Below are 16,818 nucleotides of genomic sequence, written 5' to 3'. Positions count from 1 at the left end.
TGTATGAAGGTTCAAGTACTCGCATTAGGGTCCGATCATGAAAGGCCCGAAAGAGTTCCGTCCTTCTCCTGGTCTCGCTGATCTGGCGAGCCTGATCAGATTTCCCGCCGCCCTCAGCGTTCCCGGTGACGTGCTTGCCGGTGCCGTCGCTGCGGGTGAGACGCCCCGTCCCCGTATTGTCGCCACGATGGCGTCGTCCATCGCGCTCTACTGGGCCGGAATGGCGCTCAACGACTACGCGGACGCGACCGTCGACGCGGTGGAGCGCCCCGAACGCCCCATACCCGCCGGGCGGGTTGCCCGCCGCACCGCGCTGGGCACCGCGTGCGGCCTCACGGCTGCCGGCCTCGGCCTCGCCGCCCTGGCCGGCGGGCGGCGAGCGTTGAGTGTGGCGCTTCCCCTGACCGGACTGGTGTGGGCGTACGACCTGGGTCTGAAGTCCACCCCCGCCGGTCCCGCAGCGATGGCGGGCGCACGGACGCTGAACGTGCTGGCCGGAGCGGAGCCCGGGAGCCGGGCGAGCGCGGTGCCGGCCGCCCTGCTGGTCGGCGCGCACACCTACACCGTCACCGCGCTCAGCCGTCACGAGGTGTCCGGCGCGCCGCGCGCCGTACCCGCCGTCACCCTGGCCGGCAGTACGGCAACCGCCTTGGCCGCCGCCGCGCTTCCCGCTCTGCGCCGGGGCGGCCGGGCGGCGCGGGTCGGTGCCGCTGTCGGAGCGCTCGGCTATATCGCCTCGTACGGCACGGCGCAGGCGCGGGCCGCGCGGGAGCCGTCGGCCGCGAACGTCCGGCAGGCCGTCGGCACCGGGATCATGTCGCTGCTGCCCCTCCAGGCGGCGCTCACCGCCGCCGGCGGTGGCACGGGCCTGGCCGGTGTGCTGGCCGTGGCGCATCCGCTGGCCCGCAGGCTCGCCCGGAAGGTGTCACCGACGTGAGCCCGATACCCGGTCCCCCCGGGCGGCTCCGGTTCGGATTCGGGACCAACGGCTTCGGCTGCCACCGGCTCGACGACGTGCTGAGTGTGCTCGCCGACCTGGGGTACGACTCGGTCGGCCTCACGCTCGACCACGGTCACCTCGACCCGTTCGCCGCCGACCTGCCTCGGCAAGTCGCCCGTCTCGCACGGCGGTTGGACCGGCTCGGCCTTGCGGTGATGGTGGAGACGGGGGCGCCGTACCTGCTGGACCCGTGGCAGAAGCACGTCCCCACGCTGATGTCGGCCACGGGCACCGGGCGGCGCGTCGATCTGCTGGCGCGTGCGGTGCGCATCGCGGCCGACCTCGGCGCCCCGGCCGTCCAGCTGTGCAGCGGCCCGGCACCCGAGGGTATGGCGGAGGGGGAGGCCTGGAAGCGGCTGGCCGCCGGCTGTGAAGAAGTCCTGGGCATCGCACAGGAGCACGGGGTGGCGCTGGGGTTCGAGCCCGAGCCGTACATGTTCGTCGACACCGTGGAACGCGTGGTGGATCTGCGACGCCGGCTCGGCGACCCCGACCTGTTCGGCATCACGCTCGACATCGGTCACGCCCACTGTGTCGACCACCTGCCGCTGCTGGGCTGTGTCGAACTGGCGGCGCCGTATCTGGTGAACGTGCAGATCGAGGACATGCGGCGCGGCGTCCACGAACACCTCGAACTCGGCACGGGTGAGATCGACTTCCCGCCCGTCCTGGCCGCCCTGAAGGCCTCGGGCTACCAGGGGCCGGTCTCGGTGGAGATCCAGGGCGCGTCCCTGAACGCCCCCGAAGTCGCCCGCCGCTCCCTGGAGTTCCTCAAGGCCGCCGAGCCGGTCTGACGCCGCGGCGCTGCATCCCTTCGCTCCGCACCACCAACTCACCACTCCCACAAAGCCGTTGTCGAACACGCATCCAGAAGGAGGCATGCGCGGTGGCCCCACCCATCCTTACCGCCCTCGATCACCACCTCACACCGGAGGCGCGGCGCTGGCTCGCGGATGCCGTCGCCCGCGTCGGCGACGACCCGACAGCGGTGCGCAGCGTCTTCCCCGCCGTCGGCCGGCGCTGCGGGCGCGGGCCGCTCGTCGACGGCTGGGCGGTGGCGGACGCCGCCCGAGCCCGGCTGCTCGCCGCCCTGCCGCTGCGCGGAGCGGCCCTCGTCGAGGAGATCACCGCCCTGCACCGGTACGGCGACAGTGCCGAACAGCGGGCGGTGCTGCGCTCGTTGGCGCTGTTGGAGGACACGGACGCCTCGTTCGCCGACCTGGGGCTGCCCCTCGTGCGTGCGGCGCTGTGGGGCAACGACACGGACCTGATCGAGGCGGCCCTCGGCCCCTACGCCGGACGGCACCTGGACGAGGACGGCTACCGGCACGCCGTACTGAAGTGCGTCTTCTGCGGCATCCCCCTCGACCGGGTGGCGGGCCTCACGGAGCGCGCGGACCGCGAACTCGCCCGCATGCTGGCCGACTTCGCCCACGAACGGGTCGCCGCCGGCCGTGACGTGCCCTCCGACATCTGGCCGATCGTGCGCGCGCACCCCGGCGCGCTGGAGGCCTCGGGACTGCCCGGGGAAGCCACCTCGTCCTCGCCCGACCGCCGAGCCGCCGCCGCAGCGGCGCTCGCCGCCTTCACCGGAGCTGAATGATGCGTATCTTCGACCCCCACATCCACATGACCTCGCGCACGACGGACGACTACGAGGCGATGTACGCGGCCGGTGTCCGGGCGGTGGTGGAGCCCTCGTTCTGGCTCGGCCAGCCCCGCACCTCCGTGGACAGCTTCACCGACTACTTCGACGCGCTGCTCGGCTGGGAGCCGTACCGCGCCGCGCAGTTCGGCATCCAGCACCGCTGCACGATCGCCCTCAACCCCAAGGAGGCCAACGACCCGCGCTGCGCTGGGGTGTTGGACGTGCTGCCGCGCTACCTGGCCAAGGACGGGGTGGTGGCCGTCGGCGAGATCGGCTACGACTCCATGACACCCGAGGAGGACGAGGCCCTGGCCCGCCAGCTCGAACTCGCCGTCGAGCACGACCTGCCCGTCCTCGTCCACACTCCGCACCGCGACAAGGCCGTCGGCACCCGCCGCACCCTCGACGTGGTCCGCGAGTCCGGCATCCCGCCCGAGCACGTCCTCGTCGACCACCTCAACGAACTCACCGTGTCCATGGTCGCCGACAGCGGCTGCTGGTTGGGCTTCTCCATCTACCCGCACACCAAGATGAGCGAGGACCGCATGGTGCGGATCCTCCAGGAACACGGCACCGCGCGGATGCTCGTCAACTCGGCCGCCGACTGGGGGCGCAGCGACCCCCTCAAGACCCGGAAGACCGCCGACGCGATGCTCGCCGCCGGCTTCGACGCCGACACCGTCGACCAGGTCATGTGGGGCAACCCGGTGGCCTTCTACGGGCAGAGCGGCCGACTGGACCTGGAGGACGTCAAGCCGGACGAGACGGCCCTTTTCGAGGGCAACTCGATCAAGCGCGGCGGGGAGTGAGGCCGCCGTGCGCTTCCGGCACACCGACGGCACGACCGTCCACCTCGCCTACTGCAGCAACGTCCACCAGGCAGAGGACCTCGACGGAGTGGTCGCCCAACTCGCCGCCTACGCCGAGCCCGTACGGGAGTCACTCGGCGCCGACCTGCTCGGCATCGGCCTGTGGCTGGCCCGTGACGTGGTCACCGAACTGTCCGCCCGGCCCGACGCCGTCCACCGTCTGCGGACCGAACTGACCGCACGCGGACTGGAGACCGTCACCCTCAACGCCTTCCCCTACGGCGGTTTCCACCGCGAGGTGGTCAAGAAGGACGTCTACCTGCCCGACTGGACCGACCCCGCGCGCCTGCACTACACCGTCGACTGCGCCCGGGTGCTCGCCGGACTGCTGCCCGAGGACGCGCGGCGCGGCAGCGTCTCCACCCTGCCCCTGGCCTGGCGCACACCCTGGCCGACCGCCGCCCGCGACACCGCCCGCCGGGCCCTGGACCAACTCGGCGCCGAACTCGCCGAGTTGGAGCGCGACACGGGCCGTACGATCCGGGTCGGCTTCGAGCCCGAGCCCGGATGCGTGGTGGAGGACACCGTCCAGGCGGCCCGGGAACTCGGGGGACTGGACCCCGAGCGGCTCGGCATCTGCCTCGACACCTGCCATCTCGCCGTGCAGTTCGAAGAACCGGCACAAGCACTGCGCCGCCTCGCCGAAGCAGGCCTCCCGGTCGTCAAGGTCCAGGCCTCCAGCGCCCTCCAGGCCGACGACCCCACCGATCCGGCCGCGCGCCGAGCGCTCGCCCGGTTCGCCGAACCCCGCTTTCTGCACCAGACCCGTACGGCCCCTGGCGGCGCCGTCACCGGCGTGGACGACCTACCGGACGCCCTCGCCGGGGGATTGGACCCAGAATCCGCCTGGCGAGTCCACTTCCACGCGCCGCTGCACGCCGAGCCCGAACCACCGCTGCGTACCACCGCGGCCGAACTGACCACCGCGCTGGGCGAGTTGCTCGGCGGCCCGCACGCCGTCTGCGACCACGTCGAGGTCGAGACCTACACCTGGTCCGTCCTGCCCGAGCACCTGCGCCCGCACGACCGCGCCGGTCTCGTCGCGGGCCTGGCCGCCGAACTCGCCTGGACCCGCGACCGGTTCGAGGAACTCGGCCTGCTTCCCCAGTCCCTCACGCGAAAGGAGACCGTCTCATGACGAGACTGGTCGTTCTCGACATCGCCGGCCTCACCCCCCGCCTGCTGAAGCACATGCCCGCCGTCTCGGCCCTCGCGGCACAGGGCTTCCAGGCCCGGCTCAACCCCGTGCTGCCCGCCGTGACCTGCTCCGTGCAGTCCACCCTCCTCACCGGTGCGCCGCCCGCCGAGCACGGTGTCGTCGGCAACGGCTGGTACTTCCGCGACCTGGGCGAAGTCCTGCTGTGGCGCCAGCACAACGCCCTCGTCGGCGGCGAGAAGCTGTGGCACACCGCCCGCCGCGCCAAGCCCGACTACAAGGTCGCCAACGTCTGCTGGTGGTACGCCATGGGCGCCGACGTCGACCTCACCGTCACCCCGCGCCCCGTCTACTACTCCGACGGCCGCAAGGAACCCGACTGCTACACCTGGCCTCCCGCACTGCACGACGAACTCACCACCAGACTGGGCCCGTTCCCCCTCTTCACCTACTGGGGCCCCAACGCGGGCATGCCCTCCAGCCAGTGGATCCTGGCCGCGGCCCGCCAGATCTTCGACGAACACCACCCCGACCTGACCCTGGTCTACGTCCCCCACCTCGACTACGAACCCCAGCGCTCCGGCCCCGGCTCACCGCAGTCCGCCCGCGAGGCCCGACGGCTCGACGACGCGCTGCGCCCCCTGCTGGACCACTTCCGGCGCGAGGACGCCACGGTCGTGATCCTGAGCGAGTACGGCATCGCGCCCGTCTCCCGCCCGGTCGACATCAACCGCGCGCTGCGCCGGGCCGGGCTGCTCGAAGTCCACACGCAGGACGGCATGGAGTACCTCGACCCGTGGACCTCCCGTGCCTTCGCGGTCGCCGACCACCAGGTCGCCCACGTCTACGTCCGCGACCCCGCCGACACGGACGCGGTGGCGGACATCATCGCCGAACTCCCGGGCGTGGAGCAGGTGTTGGACGAGAAGGGCAAGGCGTTCCACGGGCTGGACCACGAACGCTCCGGGGAACTGGTGGCCATCGCGGAGTCGGACGCCTGGTTCACGTACTACTACTGGCTGGACGACGAACGCGCCCCGGACTTCGCCCGCCAGGTGGAGATCCACCGCAAGCCCGGCTACGACCCCGCCGAACTCCTCTACGACCCGACCGTGTCCGGCGTGAAGGCACGCGCCATCGGCCAGGTCGCCCGTAAGAAGGCCGGCCTGCGCTACCGCATCAAGACGGTCCCCCTGGACCCCTCGGGCGTGCGCGGCAGCCACGGGCGTCTCCCGCACGATCCGCAGGACAGTCCCGTCCTGCTGTGCTCGCAGCCCGGTTCCGCACGCGACGCGATCGACGCCACCGACGTCAAGGACCTCCTCCTCACCCTCGCCGGCATCACCACCCCCTGACCGCAGGAGCCCCCCACATGCACTCGACCGACAGTCCGCCGCCACCACTGCCCCGCCATCGCCCCCTCCTCGACCCCGCCGCCGAGTACGGGCGGTGGATCCGTGAGCGGCCCCTGACCAGGATCAGCCTGTGGGGCGACACCCACCCCTGGCTCGTGACCCGCCACGAGGACGCCCGCGCCGTCCTCAGCGACCCGCGGTTCAGCTCGGAGAACGTCCGGCCGGGCTTCCCCGGGCTCCAGCCGACGACACCGCCGCGCACTCCCGGCCAGTTGTTCGCCATGGACCCGCCCGACCACACCCGGCTGCGCCGCATGCTCATCCCCGAGTTCAGCTTCCGGCGCGTGGAGCAACTGCGGCCGGCCATCCGGCACATCACCGACGAACTCCTCGACGGCCTCGTCAAACAGCAGCAACCCGCCGACCTGGTCGAGCACTTCACCCTGCCGCTGCCTCTTCTGGTCATCTGCGAACTGCTCGGAGTGCCGTACGCGGACCGGGACTTCATCCACCGGCAGGCCGCGGCCTTCGCCACGGTCTCGGCCGGGCCGGAGGCGATGCGGGCCGGATGGGCGGCGCTCTTCGGCTATCTGCAGGAACTGCTGGCCGCCAAGTCGCGCGAACCGGGCGACGACCTGATGAGCAAGCTCGCCACCGAACGGGTCGCCACCGGCGAGGCCACCCCGGCGGAGGCCGCCGGCCTGCTCGTCCAGACACTCATCGCCGGGCACGAGACAACCGCGAGCATGCTCTCCCTCGGCGTCGTCGCGCTGCTGCGCCATCCCGGCCAACTGGCCGCACTGCGCACCGACGAGGAACTCGTGCCGGGCGCGGTGGAGGAACTCCTTCGCTACCTGACCGTCGTCCACATCGGCCTGCGCCGTATCGCCACCCAGGATGTCGAGGTCGGCGGTGTCACCGTCCGGGCGGGCGAGGGCGTGGTGGTCGCCCTGCAGGCGGCCAACCGGGATCCTGCGGTCTTCGCCGACCCGGACACCCTCGACCTCACCCGGGACGCCGGCCGGCACCTGGCCTTCGGCCACGGACTGCACCACTGCCTCGGCCAGTCGCTCGCCCGGGCCGAACTCCGGATCGCGCTGCCGATGCTGTTCCACCGGCTGCCGGCTCTGCGCCTGACCGGTCCCGCCGCGGAGGAGTACGCGTTCGAGGGACGAGCGGTCCACGGCGTGCGGGAGCTGCCCGTGAGCTGGTGATTGTTCGGGGGCGTGGGGCTCGATGAGCGATGTCACCGAATCCCACCATGCTCCCGAACACCCGGAGCGCATCTCAAGTCGGCCTGATGAGGTGGTCGTTCACACCGTGAGTTCCTTGGTGATGCGGTCGAGCATGAACGTCGAGGATTCGCGGGCGCGTTCCTCCCAGGCGAAGACGCAGGCGGTGGCGACGCCGTCGAAGTCGAGTTCGCGGAGGGTGCCGAAGAAGGCGTTCCAGTCGACTTCGCCCTGGTCGATGTCGAGGTGCTGGTGGATGCGGGCGGTGGTGCCGGGCGGGTTGAGGATGTAGCGCAGGCCGCTGGAGCCCTTGTGGTTGAAGGAGTCGGCGATGTGCACGTGCTGGAGCTTGTCGCCTGCGTAGCGCATCATCGCGGCGATGTCGGCGGTCGGGTCGGAGCCCGAGAGGTGGAAGGAGTGCGGGGCGCAGTAGAGGTAGTTCACCCAGGGCTTGTTGATGGCGCGGACGAGGTCGACGGCGGGGGTGTTCTCCTCGCAGAAGTCGTCGGGGTGGGCCTCCAGGTTGAGGGCGATGCCTTCCCGCTCGAAGACCGGGAGCAGTTCCTCCAGTGAGCGCCAGAAGGCGGCCTCGCTCTCGGCGGCGCGTTCGGGGCGGCCGTTGAACTCCGAGTTCATCAGGGGACATTCGAGGTCGGCGGTGATCTCGATCATCCGCTTCCAGTACCGTACGGCGGTCTGCCGTTCCGTCTCGTCCGGGGACGACCACTTGTACAGCGGGAGCACGGAGGACAGCTGAACCCCGTGCGTGCGCAGGGAGTTCTTCAGCTCCGCGATCCGTTCGTCGTCGGCACGCGGGTGCAGGAAGAACGGCATGAAGTCGTCGCGAGGCGACAACTCGATGTACTCGTAGCCGAGTTCGGCGACCGTGCGCACCATGTCGTCGATGGGCAGGGCGCGGAACATGTAGGGGTCGAGGGCGATCTTCACGCGGCACCTCCGTAGAAGGCGGGACGGGGCTTGAGGTCGGTGGCGACGACGTGGCCCGATTCCAGGGCCTCGACGGTCGCGGCGGTGATCACGGTGGCGGCATAGCCGTCCCAGGCCGAGGGCCCGGTCGGCTCGCTGCCGGCCGCGAGGCCCGCGATCCACTCGCGGAACTCGGTGTCGAAGGCCTCCTTGAAGCGGCCCACCCAGTCCGTGAGGACCTCGGTGCTGTGCCGGCCGGCGGTGCGGACGCCCACCGCGGCAGGGTCGGGCAGCCGGACCAGACCCTCCTCACCGACGGCCTCGCACTGGATGTCGTAGCCGTACTGGCAGTTGACGAAGACCTCCAGATCGATGCGGACGCCCTTGGCGGTCTCGAAGAGCATGATCTGCGGGTCCTTCAGGTGGGCGAACCGCTTGCTCGTGGCGCGCGGGGTGACCACCTGGGTGGAGACGATCTCGTCGTCGAGCAGCCAGCGCAGTACGTCCACCTCGTGCACGGCCGTGTCCAGGGCCGCCATGGCGGAGGTGTACGACTCGGGGACGGTCGGGTTGCGGTGCGCGCAGTGCACGATCAGCGGCTCGCCGATGCGGCCGGCGTCGATGACCTGCTTCATCTGCCGGTATCCGGCGTCGTAGCGGCGCATGAAGCCGACCTGGACCAGGCGGCGGCCGTGCGCCTGCTCGGCCTCGATGATGCGCAGGCAGTCCTCGGCGGTGGTGGCCAGCGGCTTCTCGCAGAAGACCGGTTTCCCGGCGGCTATCGCGGTCAGGACGTGTTCGGCGTGGGTGGGGCCCCACGACGTCACGAGTACGGCGTCCACGTCGTCCGCCGCGATCAGGGCCGCGCCGTCGGGCAGCACCCGGGCACCGACCGGCGCCGCGGCCTCTGCGGCGCGGTCGGGGTCGATGTCGGTGACGGCGGTGACGCGGGCGCCGGTGACGGTGTGGGTGAGGCGCTGGATGTGTTCGTTGCCGATCCAGCCGGCGCCGATGACGCCTACACGTACGGTCATGGTCATTCCTTATGCGGCAGAGGTCGGATTTCAGGGGTCAGGAGAAGCGCGCCCGGAGTTCGGCTTCGAGGGTTTCGAGGGTGCGGCCCTTGGTCTCGGGGACGTAGAGCCTGACGAAGGTGAACGAGAAGACGCCCGCCACCACGAAGAGGAAGAAGGTGTTGGAGATCCCGATCGCGGAGACCAGCGTCGGGAAGACCAGGCCGATGGCGAAGTTGGTCAGCCACAGCACCACGGCCGCGACGCCCATGCCGAAGCCGCGCATCCGCATCGGGAAGATCTCCGACAGCATCAGCCAGGTCACCGGCGAGATCGCCCCCTGCTGGAAGGCGAGGAAGGTGACCGTCATGGCGAGGACGGCGAAGGCCCGTCCGTCGCCCGACGGCAGCAGCAGGGAGAAGACCCCGATGAGCAACAGGGCTGCTGTGGTGCCGATCTGACCGGTCATCAGCATCGGCCGGCGCGGGACCCGGCCCAGCAGCCAGATGCCGACGAAGGTGGCGAGTACGGAGATGGCGCCGTTGGCGATGTTCGCGGTCAGGGCGCTGTCGGCGGTGAAACCGGCGTCGGTGAGGATCTGGGTGCCGTAGTACATGATCGTGTTGACGCCGGTGATCTGCTGCACGATCGCGATGCCGAAGCCGACGAACATGAGCCTTCGCAGCCATGGCGTGGACTTCATGTCCTGCCAGCCGCCCAGTCGTTGCTGGTCCTCCTTGACCGCGAGCGCGGAGACTTCGGCGAGTTCGGCTTCGGCCCGCTGCTGGGAGCGGACCTGCTTGAGGACTTCGAGGGCCTCGGCGAAGCGGGTCTTGGAGGCCAGCCAGCGGGGGCTCTCCGGCATGACCAGCATGCCGAACCAGAGCACGACGGCCGGGACGGTGGCGAGCACGAGCATGTAGCGCCACACTCCGCCGGACTCACCGCCGACCCGCGCGATCACCGCGTTGAAGGTGAAGGCGAGCAACTGCCCGCTGACGATCATGAGTTCGTTACGGGTGACCAGTGCCCCGCGCTGCTCGGCGGGCGAGATCTCGGCCAGATAGACCGGCACGGTCACCGAGGCGCCGCCGACCGCGAGGCCCAGCACGAACCGTGCCACCACCATGACGGCCGTGTTCGGCGCGAGCGTGCAGCCGAGTGCGCCGACGAAGAACACCACCGCGAGGACGAGGATCGTACGGCGCCGTCCGCGTGCGTCCGAGAACCGTCCACCGGTGATCGCGCCCAGCGCGGCGCCGAGCAGCAGCGAGCTGGTGACCATGCCCTCGGTGAAGGGGGTCAGGCCCAGGTCGTCGGTCATGTAGGGCAGGGCGCCGTTGATGACGCCGGTGTCGTAGCCGAAGAGCAGGCCGCCGAAGGTGGCGATGACGGTGATGAGCCGCAGCCGCCGTGACACCGCCGGAGGGGCGTCGTCCGCGATCGCGGTGGGCGTGGCTGTGGTCGTGTCGTCCCTGACGTCCATAGCCGTTGCCTCCTATCGGTCGAGGTGCGGGCGGCGGGTGCCCGTCAGGCCGCAGCCGGCCAGGTGTTCACGTGTGCTGACCGCGATGGGCAGCGGCACCTCGGGAGCGCACGGGTACAGGTCCTGCTCGACGATGACGAACAACTCGGCGTCCAGCCGCGAGAGTTCGGCCACCACGTCGGCCGGGTTCGGCACGCCCGCGGGAGGTGACACGCACACCCCCCGCTTGACCGCCTCGCCGAACGACAGGTCCTCCGCGGCGACTTGGGCGAGGATCGCCGGGTCCATCTGCTTGATGTGGACGTAGCCCACGCGCTCGCCGAAGCGGCGGATCAGATCGAGGTTGTCGCCGCCGCCGTAGGCCACGTGCCCGGTGTCCAGGCACAGGTTGGTGTAGCGGGAGTCCGACTCGTTCAACAGCCGCTCGATCTCCGGCTGGGTCTGGATGTGGCTGTCCGCGTGCGGGTGCAGGACGAGCCGTACGTCGTACTCGTCGAGCAGCAGCTTGCCGAGCCGGTCGGCGGACCGGCCGAAGCCCGCCCACTGGTCGGCGGTCAGCTCGGGCGACTCGGTGAACGCCCCGGTCTTCTCGTCCCGGTACATGGGCGGGATCAGGACGAGGTGGTGCGCGCCGGCGGCCGCGGTCAGTGCGGCGACCTGGCGGACGTGGGCGAGCATCTCGTCCCAGGCCTCGGGCCGGTGCAGGGCGCCGAAGGCGGTGCCGCCGGAGACCTGGAGCCCACGGACGTCCAGCTCCTCCTTCAGGCGCTGCGGGTCGGTGGGGAGATAGCCGTACGGGCCCAGCTCCAGCCACTGGTAGCCGGCCGTGGCCAGCTCGTCGAGGAAGCGGGTGTACGGCACCTGGTGCTCGTCCTCGGGGAACCAGATGCCCCAGGAGTCGGGGGCGGAGCCCAGGCAGAGGTTGCCGGCGGTGGTGCGGAGGGGAGTTGGCGCCGTTGCCATGGTCGGTCCTTTGCGAAGGGGGGAGAGGGGACTCTGTGGATCAGCTGGAGGTGGGGAAGTCGAAGCCGGCGGCGACCTGCTGGGCGGCCCGCGGCCAGCGGGTCGTGACGACCTTGGGGCGGGTGTAGAAGCGGATGCCCTCGGGGCCGTGGATGGGGGAGTCGCCGATGAGGGAGTCCTTCCAGCCGCCGAAGGAGTAGTAGGACATCGGCACGGGCACCGGCACGTTGACGCCGATCATCCCGACCGTGACCTTGCGCTGGAAGCGGCGCGCGGCCTCGCCGGAGGCGGTGAACAGGGCGGTGCCGTTGCCGTACGGGTTGGCGTTGATGACGGCGATGGCCTCGTCGAGGGTGTCGACGCGGACGATCGCGAGGACCGGGCCGAAGAGTTCGTCCCGGTAGGCGTCCATCTCGGCGGTGACGTGGTCGAGGAGGGACGGGCCGGTGAAGAAGCCCTCCTCGTGCCCCTCGATCTTGAGGCCACGGCCGTCCACGACGACGGTGGCGCCCTGCGCGGCAGCGATGCCGACGGCGTTCTCGACGCGTTCCTGCGCGACCTTGGTGATCAGCGGTCCCATCTCCACGCCGGGGACGTGACCGGGTCCGACCTTCACCTCGCGGGCCTTGCGGGCCAGCACCTCCACCAGGCCGTCCGCCGCGTCACCCACGGCCACGGCGACGGAGACGGCCATACAGCGCTCACCGGCCGAACCGTAGGCGCCGGCGGTGATGTGGTTCGCGGCGAACTCCAGGTCGGCGTCGGGCAGGACGACGGCGTGGTTCTTGGCCCCGCCGAGCGCCTGGACGCGCTTGCCGTGCGAAGTGGCCTGCTCGTGCACGTACTTGGCGATCGGCGTCGATCCGACGAAGGAGACGGCCGCGATGCCGGGGTGGGCGAGGATCGCGTCGACGGCGTCCTTGCCGCCGTGCACGACGTTGAACACACCGTCCGGCAGCCCGACGCGCCGGTACAGCTCGGCCACGAAGTTCGCGGCGGACGGGTCCCGTTCGCTGGGCTTGAGGATGAAGGTGTTGCCGGTCGCGATGGCGATGGGGTGCATCCAAAGGGGCACCATGGCAGGGAAGTTGAAGGGGGTGATGCCCGCGACGACGCCGAGCGGCTGACGGAAGTTGTGCACGTCGACGTCCCGCGAGACCTGGTCGGAGAACGAGCCCTTCAGGACGTCGCCGAGACCGCAGGCGAACTCCACGACCTCGCGGCCGCGGGTGATCTCGCCCCGCGCGTCGGCCACGGTCTTGCCGTGCTCCGCGGAGATGATCCGCCCCAGCTCCTCCTCGTGCTCGACGAGCAACTGCCGGAAGGCGAACATCACTTGGGTGCGCTGCGACAGCGACGACTCGGACCAGGTCTCGAAGGCCCGCTCGGCGGCGGTGACGGCGGTGTTCACGACCTCGGGCCCGCCCAGGGCCACGCGGGCCCGCTCCTGGCCGGTGGCCGGGTCGAACACCGCGGCGGTGTCCGTGCCGGGCACGGCCGAACCGTCGATCCAGTGCTGAATGGTATTCACGGCAAGGTGTCCTTACAGGTAGTGGCGCTGGGCGTGCTTGTTGTGGGCGTACGTCTCGTACGCGCTGCGGGTGGAGTCCAGGGCGGAGGTCTGGCCGACGGGCACGTCCCACCAGCCGTGCGCGGGCGGGTTGGGCCCGTAGAGGTCGGTCTCGACGTGGACGACGGTGGTGCGGCTCGCGCCCTTCGCCTTCTCCATCGCCGTACGGAAATCGTCGACGGAGGCGGCGTGCAGGACGTCCGCGCCGAGCGAGGAGGCGTTCGCGGCGAGGTCGACGGGGAGGACGTCGCCGTCGAGCTGACCCGAAGTGCCGTCGCGATAGCGGTACTTGGTGCCGAACCGCTGTGAACCGAGCGCCTGCGACAACGCGCCGATGGAGGCGAAGCCATGGTTCTGGACGAGGACGACGATGACCTTCAGGCCCTCGGAGACCATGGTCACGATCTCCTGAGCCATCATCAGATACGAGCCGTCGCCGACGAGTACGACGACCTCGCGTGAGGGATCGGCCATCTTGGCGCCGACGCCGGCGGCGATCTCGTAGCCCATGCAGGAGTACGCGTACTCGACGTGGTAGGCCTTCGGATCCCTTGCCCGCCACAGCTGTTGGAGATCGCCGGGCATGGATCCGGCGGCGTTGATGACGACGTCGCGGTCGCCGAGCACGTCGTTGAGCGCGCCGAGGATCTCCGTCTGCGCGGGCAGTGGACCGTGGCCGACCGTGAAGCAGCCGTCCTCGATCTCCCGTGTACGGGCGATGAGTCGGCGGGTCCGCGCACGGTACTCCGGGGTGACCTCCCAGTCGGCCAGCGCTCCCGCGAGGGCCTCGATGCCGAGCCGGGCGTCGGCCACCAGGGGCTCCGCGGAGTGCTTCACCGCGTCCAGGCGGGCCACGTTGAGGTTGACGAAGGCGACGTCCGGGTTGGCGAAGACGGTGTGGCTGGCGGTGGTGAAGTCGCTGTAGCGGGTGCCGATGCCGAGGACGACGTCGGCCTCCTTCGCCAGTTCGTCGGCCGCGTACGAGCCGGTCGAACCGATCCCGCCGACCGCGCAGGGGTGGTCCCAAGGGACCGCGCCCTTACCCGCGTGGGTGTCGGCGACCGGGATGCCGGTGGCTTCGGCGAAGGCCCGCAGCTGGGTCTCGGCGCCGGAGTACACGGCACCGCCGCCGGCGACGATCAGCGGCTTGCGCGCGTTGCGCAGCAGCCGCGCGGCCCGCTCGACGGCGCTGGGTTCCGGCACCGGGCGGCCCACATGCCACACCCGGCGCCGGAAGAACGCGACCGACCAGTCGTACGCCTCGGCCTGCACGTCCTGCGGCAGGGCGAGGGTCACGGCGCCCGTCTCGACCGGGTCGGTCAGCACCCGCATCGCCGCGAGCGCGGCGGGGATCAGCTGCTCGGGGCGGGAGATCCGGTCGAAGTACTTCGACACCGCACGGAAGGCGTCGTTGACGGTGACGTCGCCGCCCCGGGTGTCCTCCAGTTGCTGGAGGACGGGTTCCGCGACGCGGGTGGCGAACATGTCGCTGGGCAGCAGGAGCACCGGGATGCGGTTGGTCGTGGCGAGGGCCGCGCCCGTGATCATGTTGGTCGAGCCGGGGCCCGTGGAGGCCGTGCAGGCGAAGGTGGCCAGGCGGTCGCGCATCTTGGCGTAGGCCACCGACGCGTGGACCATGCCCTGTTCGTTGCGGGCCAAGTAGTAGGGCAGGTCGGCTTCTTGGGTGACGGCGGCCTGGAGCAGTGCCTGTCCGATGCCGGCGACGTTGCCGTGTCCGAAGATGCCCCAGACCCCGGGGATGAGCCGCTGTTCCTGGCCGTCGCGCTCGCTGTACTGATTGGCGAGGAAGCGGACCAGGGCCTGGGCGGTGGTGAGTCGTACGGTGGTCATCGCTGCGTGAGTCCTTCGAAGGGCAGGCGGTCGTCGACGTCCTGGGACCGCCAGGTCTCCCGCACCCATCCGTGGACGGGGTCGTCGCAGATCAGCCAGGCGCGGTCCTGGCCAGGGCCGGCCATGACGTTGAGGTAGTAGAGGTCGTAGCCGGGCGCCGCGATCGACGGGCCGTGCCAGCCGTGCGGGATCAGCACGGTGTCGCCGGAGCGGACCTCGGCGAGCACGTCGATGGGCCGCTCCTGTGTGCCGTAGACCCGCTGGTAGGCGAAGCCGCCTTCGCCCGCGATCTGGAAGTAGTAGATCTCCTCCAGCTCCGACTCCTGGCCAGGCCGGGGCTCGTCGTGCTTGTGGGGCGGGTAGGAGGACCAGTTGCCGCCGGGGGTGAGGACCTCGCACACCAGGAGCTGTTCGGCGTCGAAGGTGCCCGGCAGGCAGTAGTTGTTGACCTGGCGGGAGCACGCTCCCGCGCCGCGCAGCTCGACCGGCACGTTCTTCTGGGACCCGTACCGAGCGGAGAGTGAGCTCCGCTCGGTACGGGCGCTGGGCAGTGCGAACGTCCCGCCGTCCGCGCTGCTGATCAGGGCCGCCGACTCGCGGGGGAGGTACGCGAAGTCGGTGGCCGAGGCGAACACGCCTGTCCGGCCGGCGAGTTCGAAGGCCGTGCCGTCCGTGGTGACGGTGCAGGAGCCCGTCAACGGCAGGACCAGGAACTCGGAATCTCCGGTGGACAGGGCGTGTGCCTCGCCCGGCTTCAGGGTCAGGATCCTGAGGCCGGAGTATCCCCAGCCCGCCGACTCGGGCGTGACCAGGAGGTCGTAGGAGCCGTCGGCCGAAGTCCCGCTGGGCAGGTGGTACTTGCTCGTGTCGCTCACAGCAGGCTCACCGCCTTGTCGACGGCGCCGGCGACATCGCCGTTCGACGGGTAGAGCAGGGAGCGGCCGACCACCAGGCCCTGTGCGGTGGGGAGTTGGAGGGCCTTGCCCCAGGAGGCGAAGGCCGCTTCGGCGTCCTTGACCTCGCCGCCGAGGAGGAGCGCGGGGAGGGTGGAGGAGGCCAGGACGCGTTCCATGCCGTCCACGACGGGCAGCTTCAGCCAGGTGTAGGCGGTGCGGCGGCCCAGGCCCGAGGCGATGGTGATCGACTTGACGACGGCGTCCGTCGAGAGGTCGTTGCGTATCCTGCCGTCCTGCCAGGAGGAGAGGAACGGCTCGACCATGGCGATGAGTTGACGGTCGTTCAGCTCGTTGACGGCGCGGGCGGTGTTCTCCAGGACGAAGGGCGTCGCCGGGTCGTCGAGGGCGATACGGGTGAGCATCTTGCCGCCGTCGAAGCCCATCGCGGCGATCGTCTCGGCGTCGTAGCCGGTGAAACGGTCGTCGATCTCGAAGACCGAACCGGCCAGGCCCGCGCGGTTCATGGAGCCGAAGACGCTCTTGCCGTCCAGGACGCCGAGCAGCAGCAGGTCCTCCAGGATGTCGGCGGTGGCCAACACGCCGGTGACACCGGGCCGTTCGAGCGCGGTGCACAGTCGGTCGAGGAGTTCGAAGCGGTCGGCCATCGCGTTGGGGTTCGCCCCGACGGCGTTGGCGCCGCGTGCGGGATGGTCGGCCGCGATGATCATCGCCCTGCCGTGCTCGCCGAGCGGCGAGGTGGCTCTGACCCGGCGTGCGGCGGCGGCCGCGACGGCGCCGGGGTCGCCCACCCGGGCGGACACGATCCGGCTCACGTTGTCGGACAGCACGTCG

15 protein-coding genes are annotated in these 16,818 nt (G+C 70.8%); 7 read left to right on the top strand and 8 right to left on the bottom strand.

All coding sequences use genetic code 11. The features are described 5' to 3' along the window. Nucleotides 1-37: 37 nt before the first annotated feature. The 7 genes from ACFXC1_RS34360 (at nt 38) to ACFXC1_RS34330 (ending at nt 7,242) form a co-directional block, all read left to right on the top strand. Nucleotides 38-937: an SCO3242 family prenyltransferase gene (locus ACFXC1_RS34360; RefSeq protein WP_381250340.1), complete on the top strand. Its 900-nt coding sequence runs from the start codon at nt 38-40 to the stop codon at nt 935-937. Beyond that, complete coding sequence (locus ACFXC1_RS34355) at nt 934-1,794, top strand: sugar phosphate isomerase/epimerase family protein (RefSeq protein ID WP_381250337.1); 861 nt, start codon at nt 934-936, stop codon at nt 1,792-1,794. The genes ACFXC1_RS34360 and ACFXC1_RS34355 overlap by 4 nt, the downstream gene beginning before the upstream one ends. Nucleotides 1,795-1,886: 92 nt before the next feature. After that, a complete protein-coding gene (locus tag ACFXC1_RS34350) occupies nt 1,887-2,603 on the top strand; it encodes an EboA domain-containing protein (RefSeq protein ID WP_381250334.1) in 717 nt (238 codons plus the stop codon). Then, entirely contained in the window at nt 2,603-3,457 is an 855-nt protein-coding gene (locus tag ACFXC1_RS34345) for a TatD family hydrolase (protein ID WP_381250331.1), read from the top strand. Before ACFXC1_RS34350 ends, ACFXC1_RS34345 begins: the two co-directional genes overlap by 1 nt. 7 nt (nt 3,458-3,464) lie before the next feature. Further along, complete coding sequence (gene eboE, locus ACFXC1_RS34340; RefSeq protein WP_381250328.1) at nt 3,465-4,655, top strand: metabolite traffic protein EboE; 1,191 nt, start codon at nt 3,465-3,467, stop codon at nt 4,653-4,655. Next, the gene (locus tag ACFXC1_RS34335; protein WP_381250325.1) at nt 4,652-6,028 is read left to right on the top strand and encodes an alkaline phosphatase family protein; all 1,377 of its coding nucleotides are present in this window, start codon (nt 4,652-4,654) and stop codon (nt 6,026-6,028) included. Before eboE ends, ACFXC1_RS34335 begins: the two co-directional genes overlap by 4 nt. A 17-nt stretch (nt 6,029-6,045) precedes the next feature. Continuing rightward, on the top strand, nt 6,046-7,242 hold the full coding sequence (locus ACFXC1_RS34330; RefSeq protein ID WP_381250322.1) for a cytochrome P450: 1,197 nt from the start codon (nt 6,046-6,048) through the stop codon (nt 7,240-7,242). 99 nt (nt 7,243-7,341) lie between these two features. Here ACFXC1_RS34330 and ACFXC1_RS34325 read toward each other — a convergent pair whose 3' ends face one another. Genes ACFXC1_RS34325 through ACFXC1_RS34290 form a run of 8 tightly spaced genes read right to left on the bottom strand, consistent with a single transcriptional unit; the run spans nt 7,342 to nt 16,814 of the window. Beyond that, entirely contained in the window at nt 7,342-8,208 is an 867-nt protein-coding gene (locus tag ACFXC1_RS34325) for a sugar phosphate isomerase/epimerase family protein (protein WP_381250319.1), read from the bottom strand. Beyond that, nucleotides 8,205-9,221: a Gfo/Idh/MocA family protein gene (locus ACFXC1_RS34320; RefSeq protein WP_381250316.1), complete on the bottom strand. Its 1,017-nt coding sequence runs from the start codon at nt 9,219-9,221 to the stop codon at nt 8,205-8,207. Before ACFXC1_RS34320 ends, ACFXC1_RS34325 begins: the two co-directional genes overlap by 4 nt. A gap of 37 nt (nt 9,222-9,258) precedes the next feature. Further along, entirely contained in the window at nt 9,259-10,686 is a 1,428-nt protein-coding gene (locus ACFXC1_RS34315; RefSeq protein ID WP_381250313.1) for a sugar porter family MFS transporter, read from the bottom strand. A 12-nt stretch (nt 10,687-10,698) separates the two neighbouring features. Beyond that, the gene (locus ACFXC1_RS34310) at nt 10,699-11,649 is read right to left on the bottom strand and encodes a TIM barrel protein (protein ID WP_381250310.1); all 951 of its coding nucleotides are present in this window, start codon (nt 11,647-11,649) and stop codon (nt 10,699-10,701) included. Nucleotides 11,650-11,689: 40 nt separating this feature from the next. Then, on the bottom strand, nt 11,690-13,180 hold the full coding sequence (locus ACFXC1_RS34305) for a CoA-acylating methylmalonate-semialdehyde dehydrogenase (RefSeq protein WP_381250307.1): 1,491 nt from the start codon (nt 13,178-13,180) through the stop codon (nt 11,690-11,692). 12 nt (nt 13,181-13,192) lie between these two features. Further along, nucleotides 13,193-15,070 carry a 3D-(3,5/4)-trihydroxycyclohexane-1,2-dione acylhydrolase (decyclizing) gene (iolD, locus tag ACFXC1_RS34300; RefSeq protein WP_381250304.1) on the bottom strand — a complete coding sequence of 626 codons (1,878 nt, stop codon included), beginning with the start codon at nt 15,068-15,070 and terminating at the stop codon, nt 13,193-13,195. After that, nucleotides 15,067-15,945, bottom strand: coding sequence for a 5-deoxy-glucuronate isomerase (gene iolB / locus ACFXC1_RS34295; protein ID WP_381250301.1), 879 nt, complete (start codon nt 15,943-15,945; stop codon nt 15,067-15,069). Before iolB ends, iolD begins: the two co-directional genes overlap by 4 nt. After that, nucleotides 15,942-16,814, bottom strand: a complete 873-nt coding sequence (locus tag ACFXC1_RS34290; RefSeq protein WP_381250299.1) for a Cgl0159 family (beta/alpha)8-fold protein — start codon at nt 16,812-16,814, stop codon at nt 15,942-15,944. The genes iolB and ACFXC1_RS34290 overlap by 4 nt, the downstream gene beginning before the upstream one ends. Nucleotides 16,815-16,818 lie beyond the last annotated feature (4 nt).

The organism is Streptomyces hokutonensis (assembly GCF_042751305.1).
In the GTDB taxonomy this organism is placed as follows: Bacteria; Actinomycetota; Actinomycetes; order Streptomycetales; family Streptomycetaceae; genus Streptomyces; species Streptomyces hokutonensis_A.
This window is presented reverse-complemented; position numbering and strand designations above follow the sequence as displayed.

Excerpts from the sequence above, each read along its gene's own strand:
- ACFXC1_RS34315 (WP_381250313.1), bottom strand. The coding sequence starts at position 10,686 with ATGGACGTCAGGGACGACACGACCACAGCCACGCCCACCGCGATCGCG.
- ACFXC1_RS34310 (WP_381250310.1), bottom strand. The coding sequence starts at position 11,649 with ATGGCAACGGCGCCAACTCCCCTCCGCACCACCGCCGGCAACCTCTGC.
- ACFXC1_RS34335 (WP_381250325.1), top strand. The coding sequence starts at position 4,652 with ATGACGAGACTGGTCGTTCTCGACATCGCCGGCCTCACCCCCCGCCTG.
- iolD (WP_381250304.1), bottom strand. The coding sequence starts at position 15,070 with ATGACCACCGTACGACTCACCACCGCCCAGGCCCTGGTCCGCTTCCTC.
- ACFXC1_RS34320 (WP_381250316.1), bottom strand. The coding sequence starts at position 9,221 with ATGACCGTACGTGTAGGCGTCATCGGCGCCGGCTGGATCGGCAACGAA.
- ACFXC1_RS34330 (WP_381250322.1), top strand. The coding sequence starts at position 6,046 with ATGCACTCGACCGACAGTCCGCCGCCACCACTGCCCCGCCATCGCCCC.
- ACFXC1_RS34360 (WP_381250340.1), top strand. The coding sequence starts at position 38 with ATGAAAGGCCCGAAAGAGTTCCGTCCTTCTCCTGGTCTCGCTGATCTG.
- ACFXC1_RS34345 (WP_381250331.1), top strand. The coding sequence starts at position 2,603 with ATGCGTATCTTCGACCCCCACATCCACATGACCTCGCGCACGACGGAC.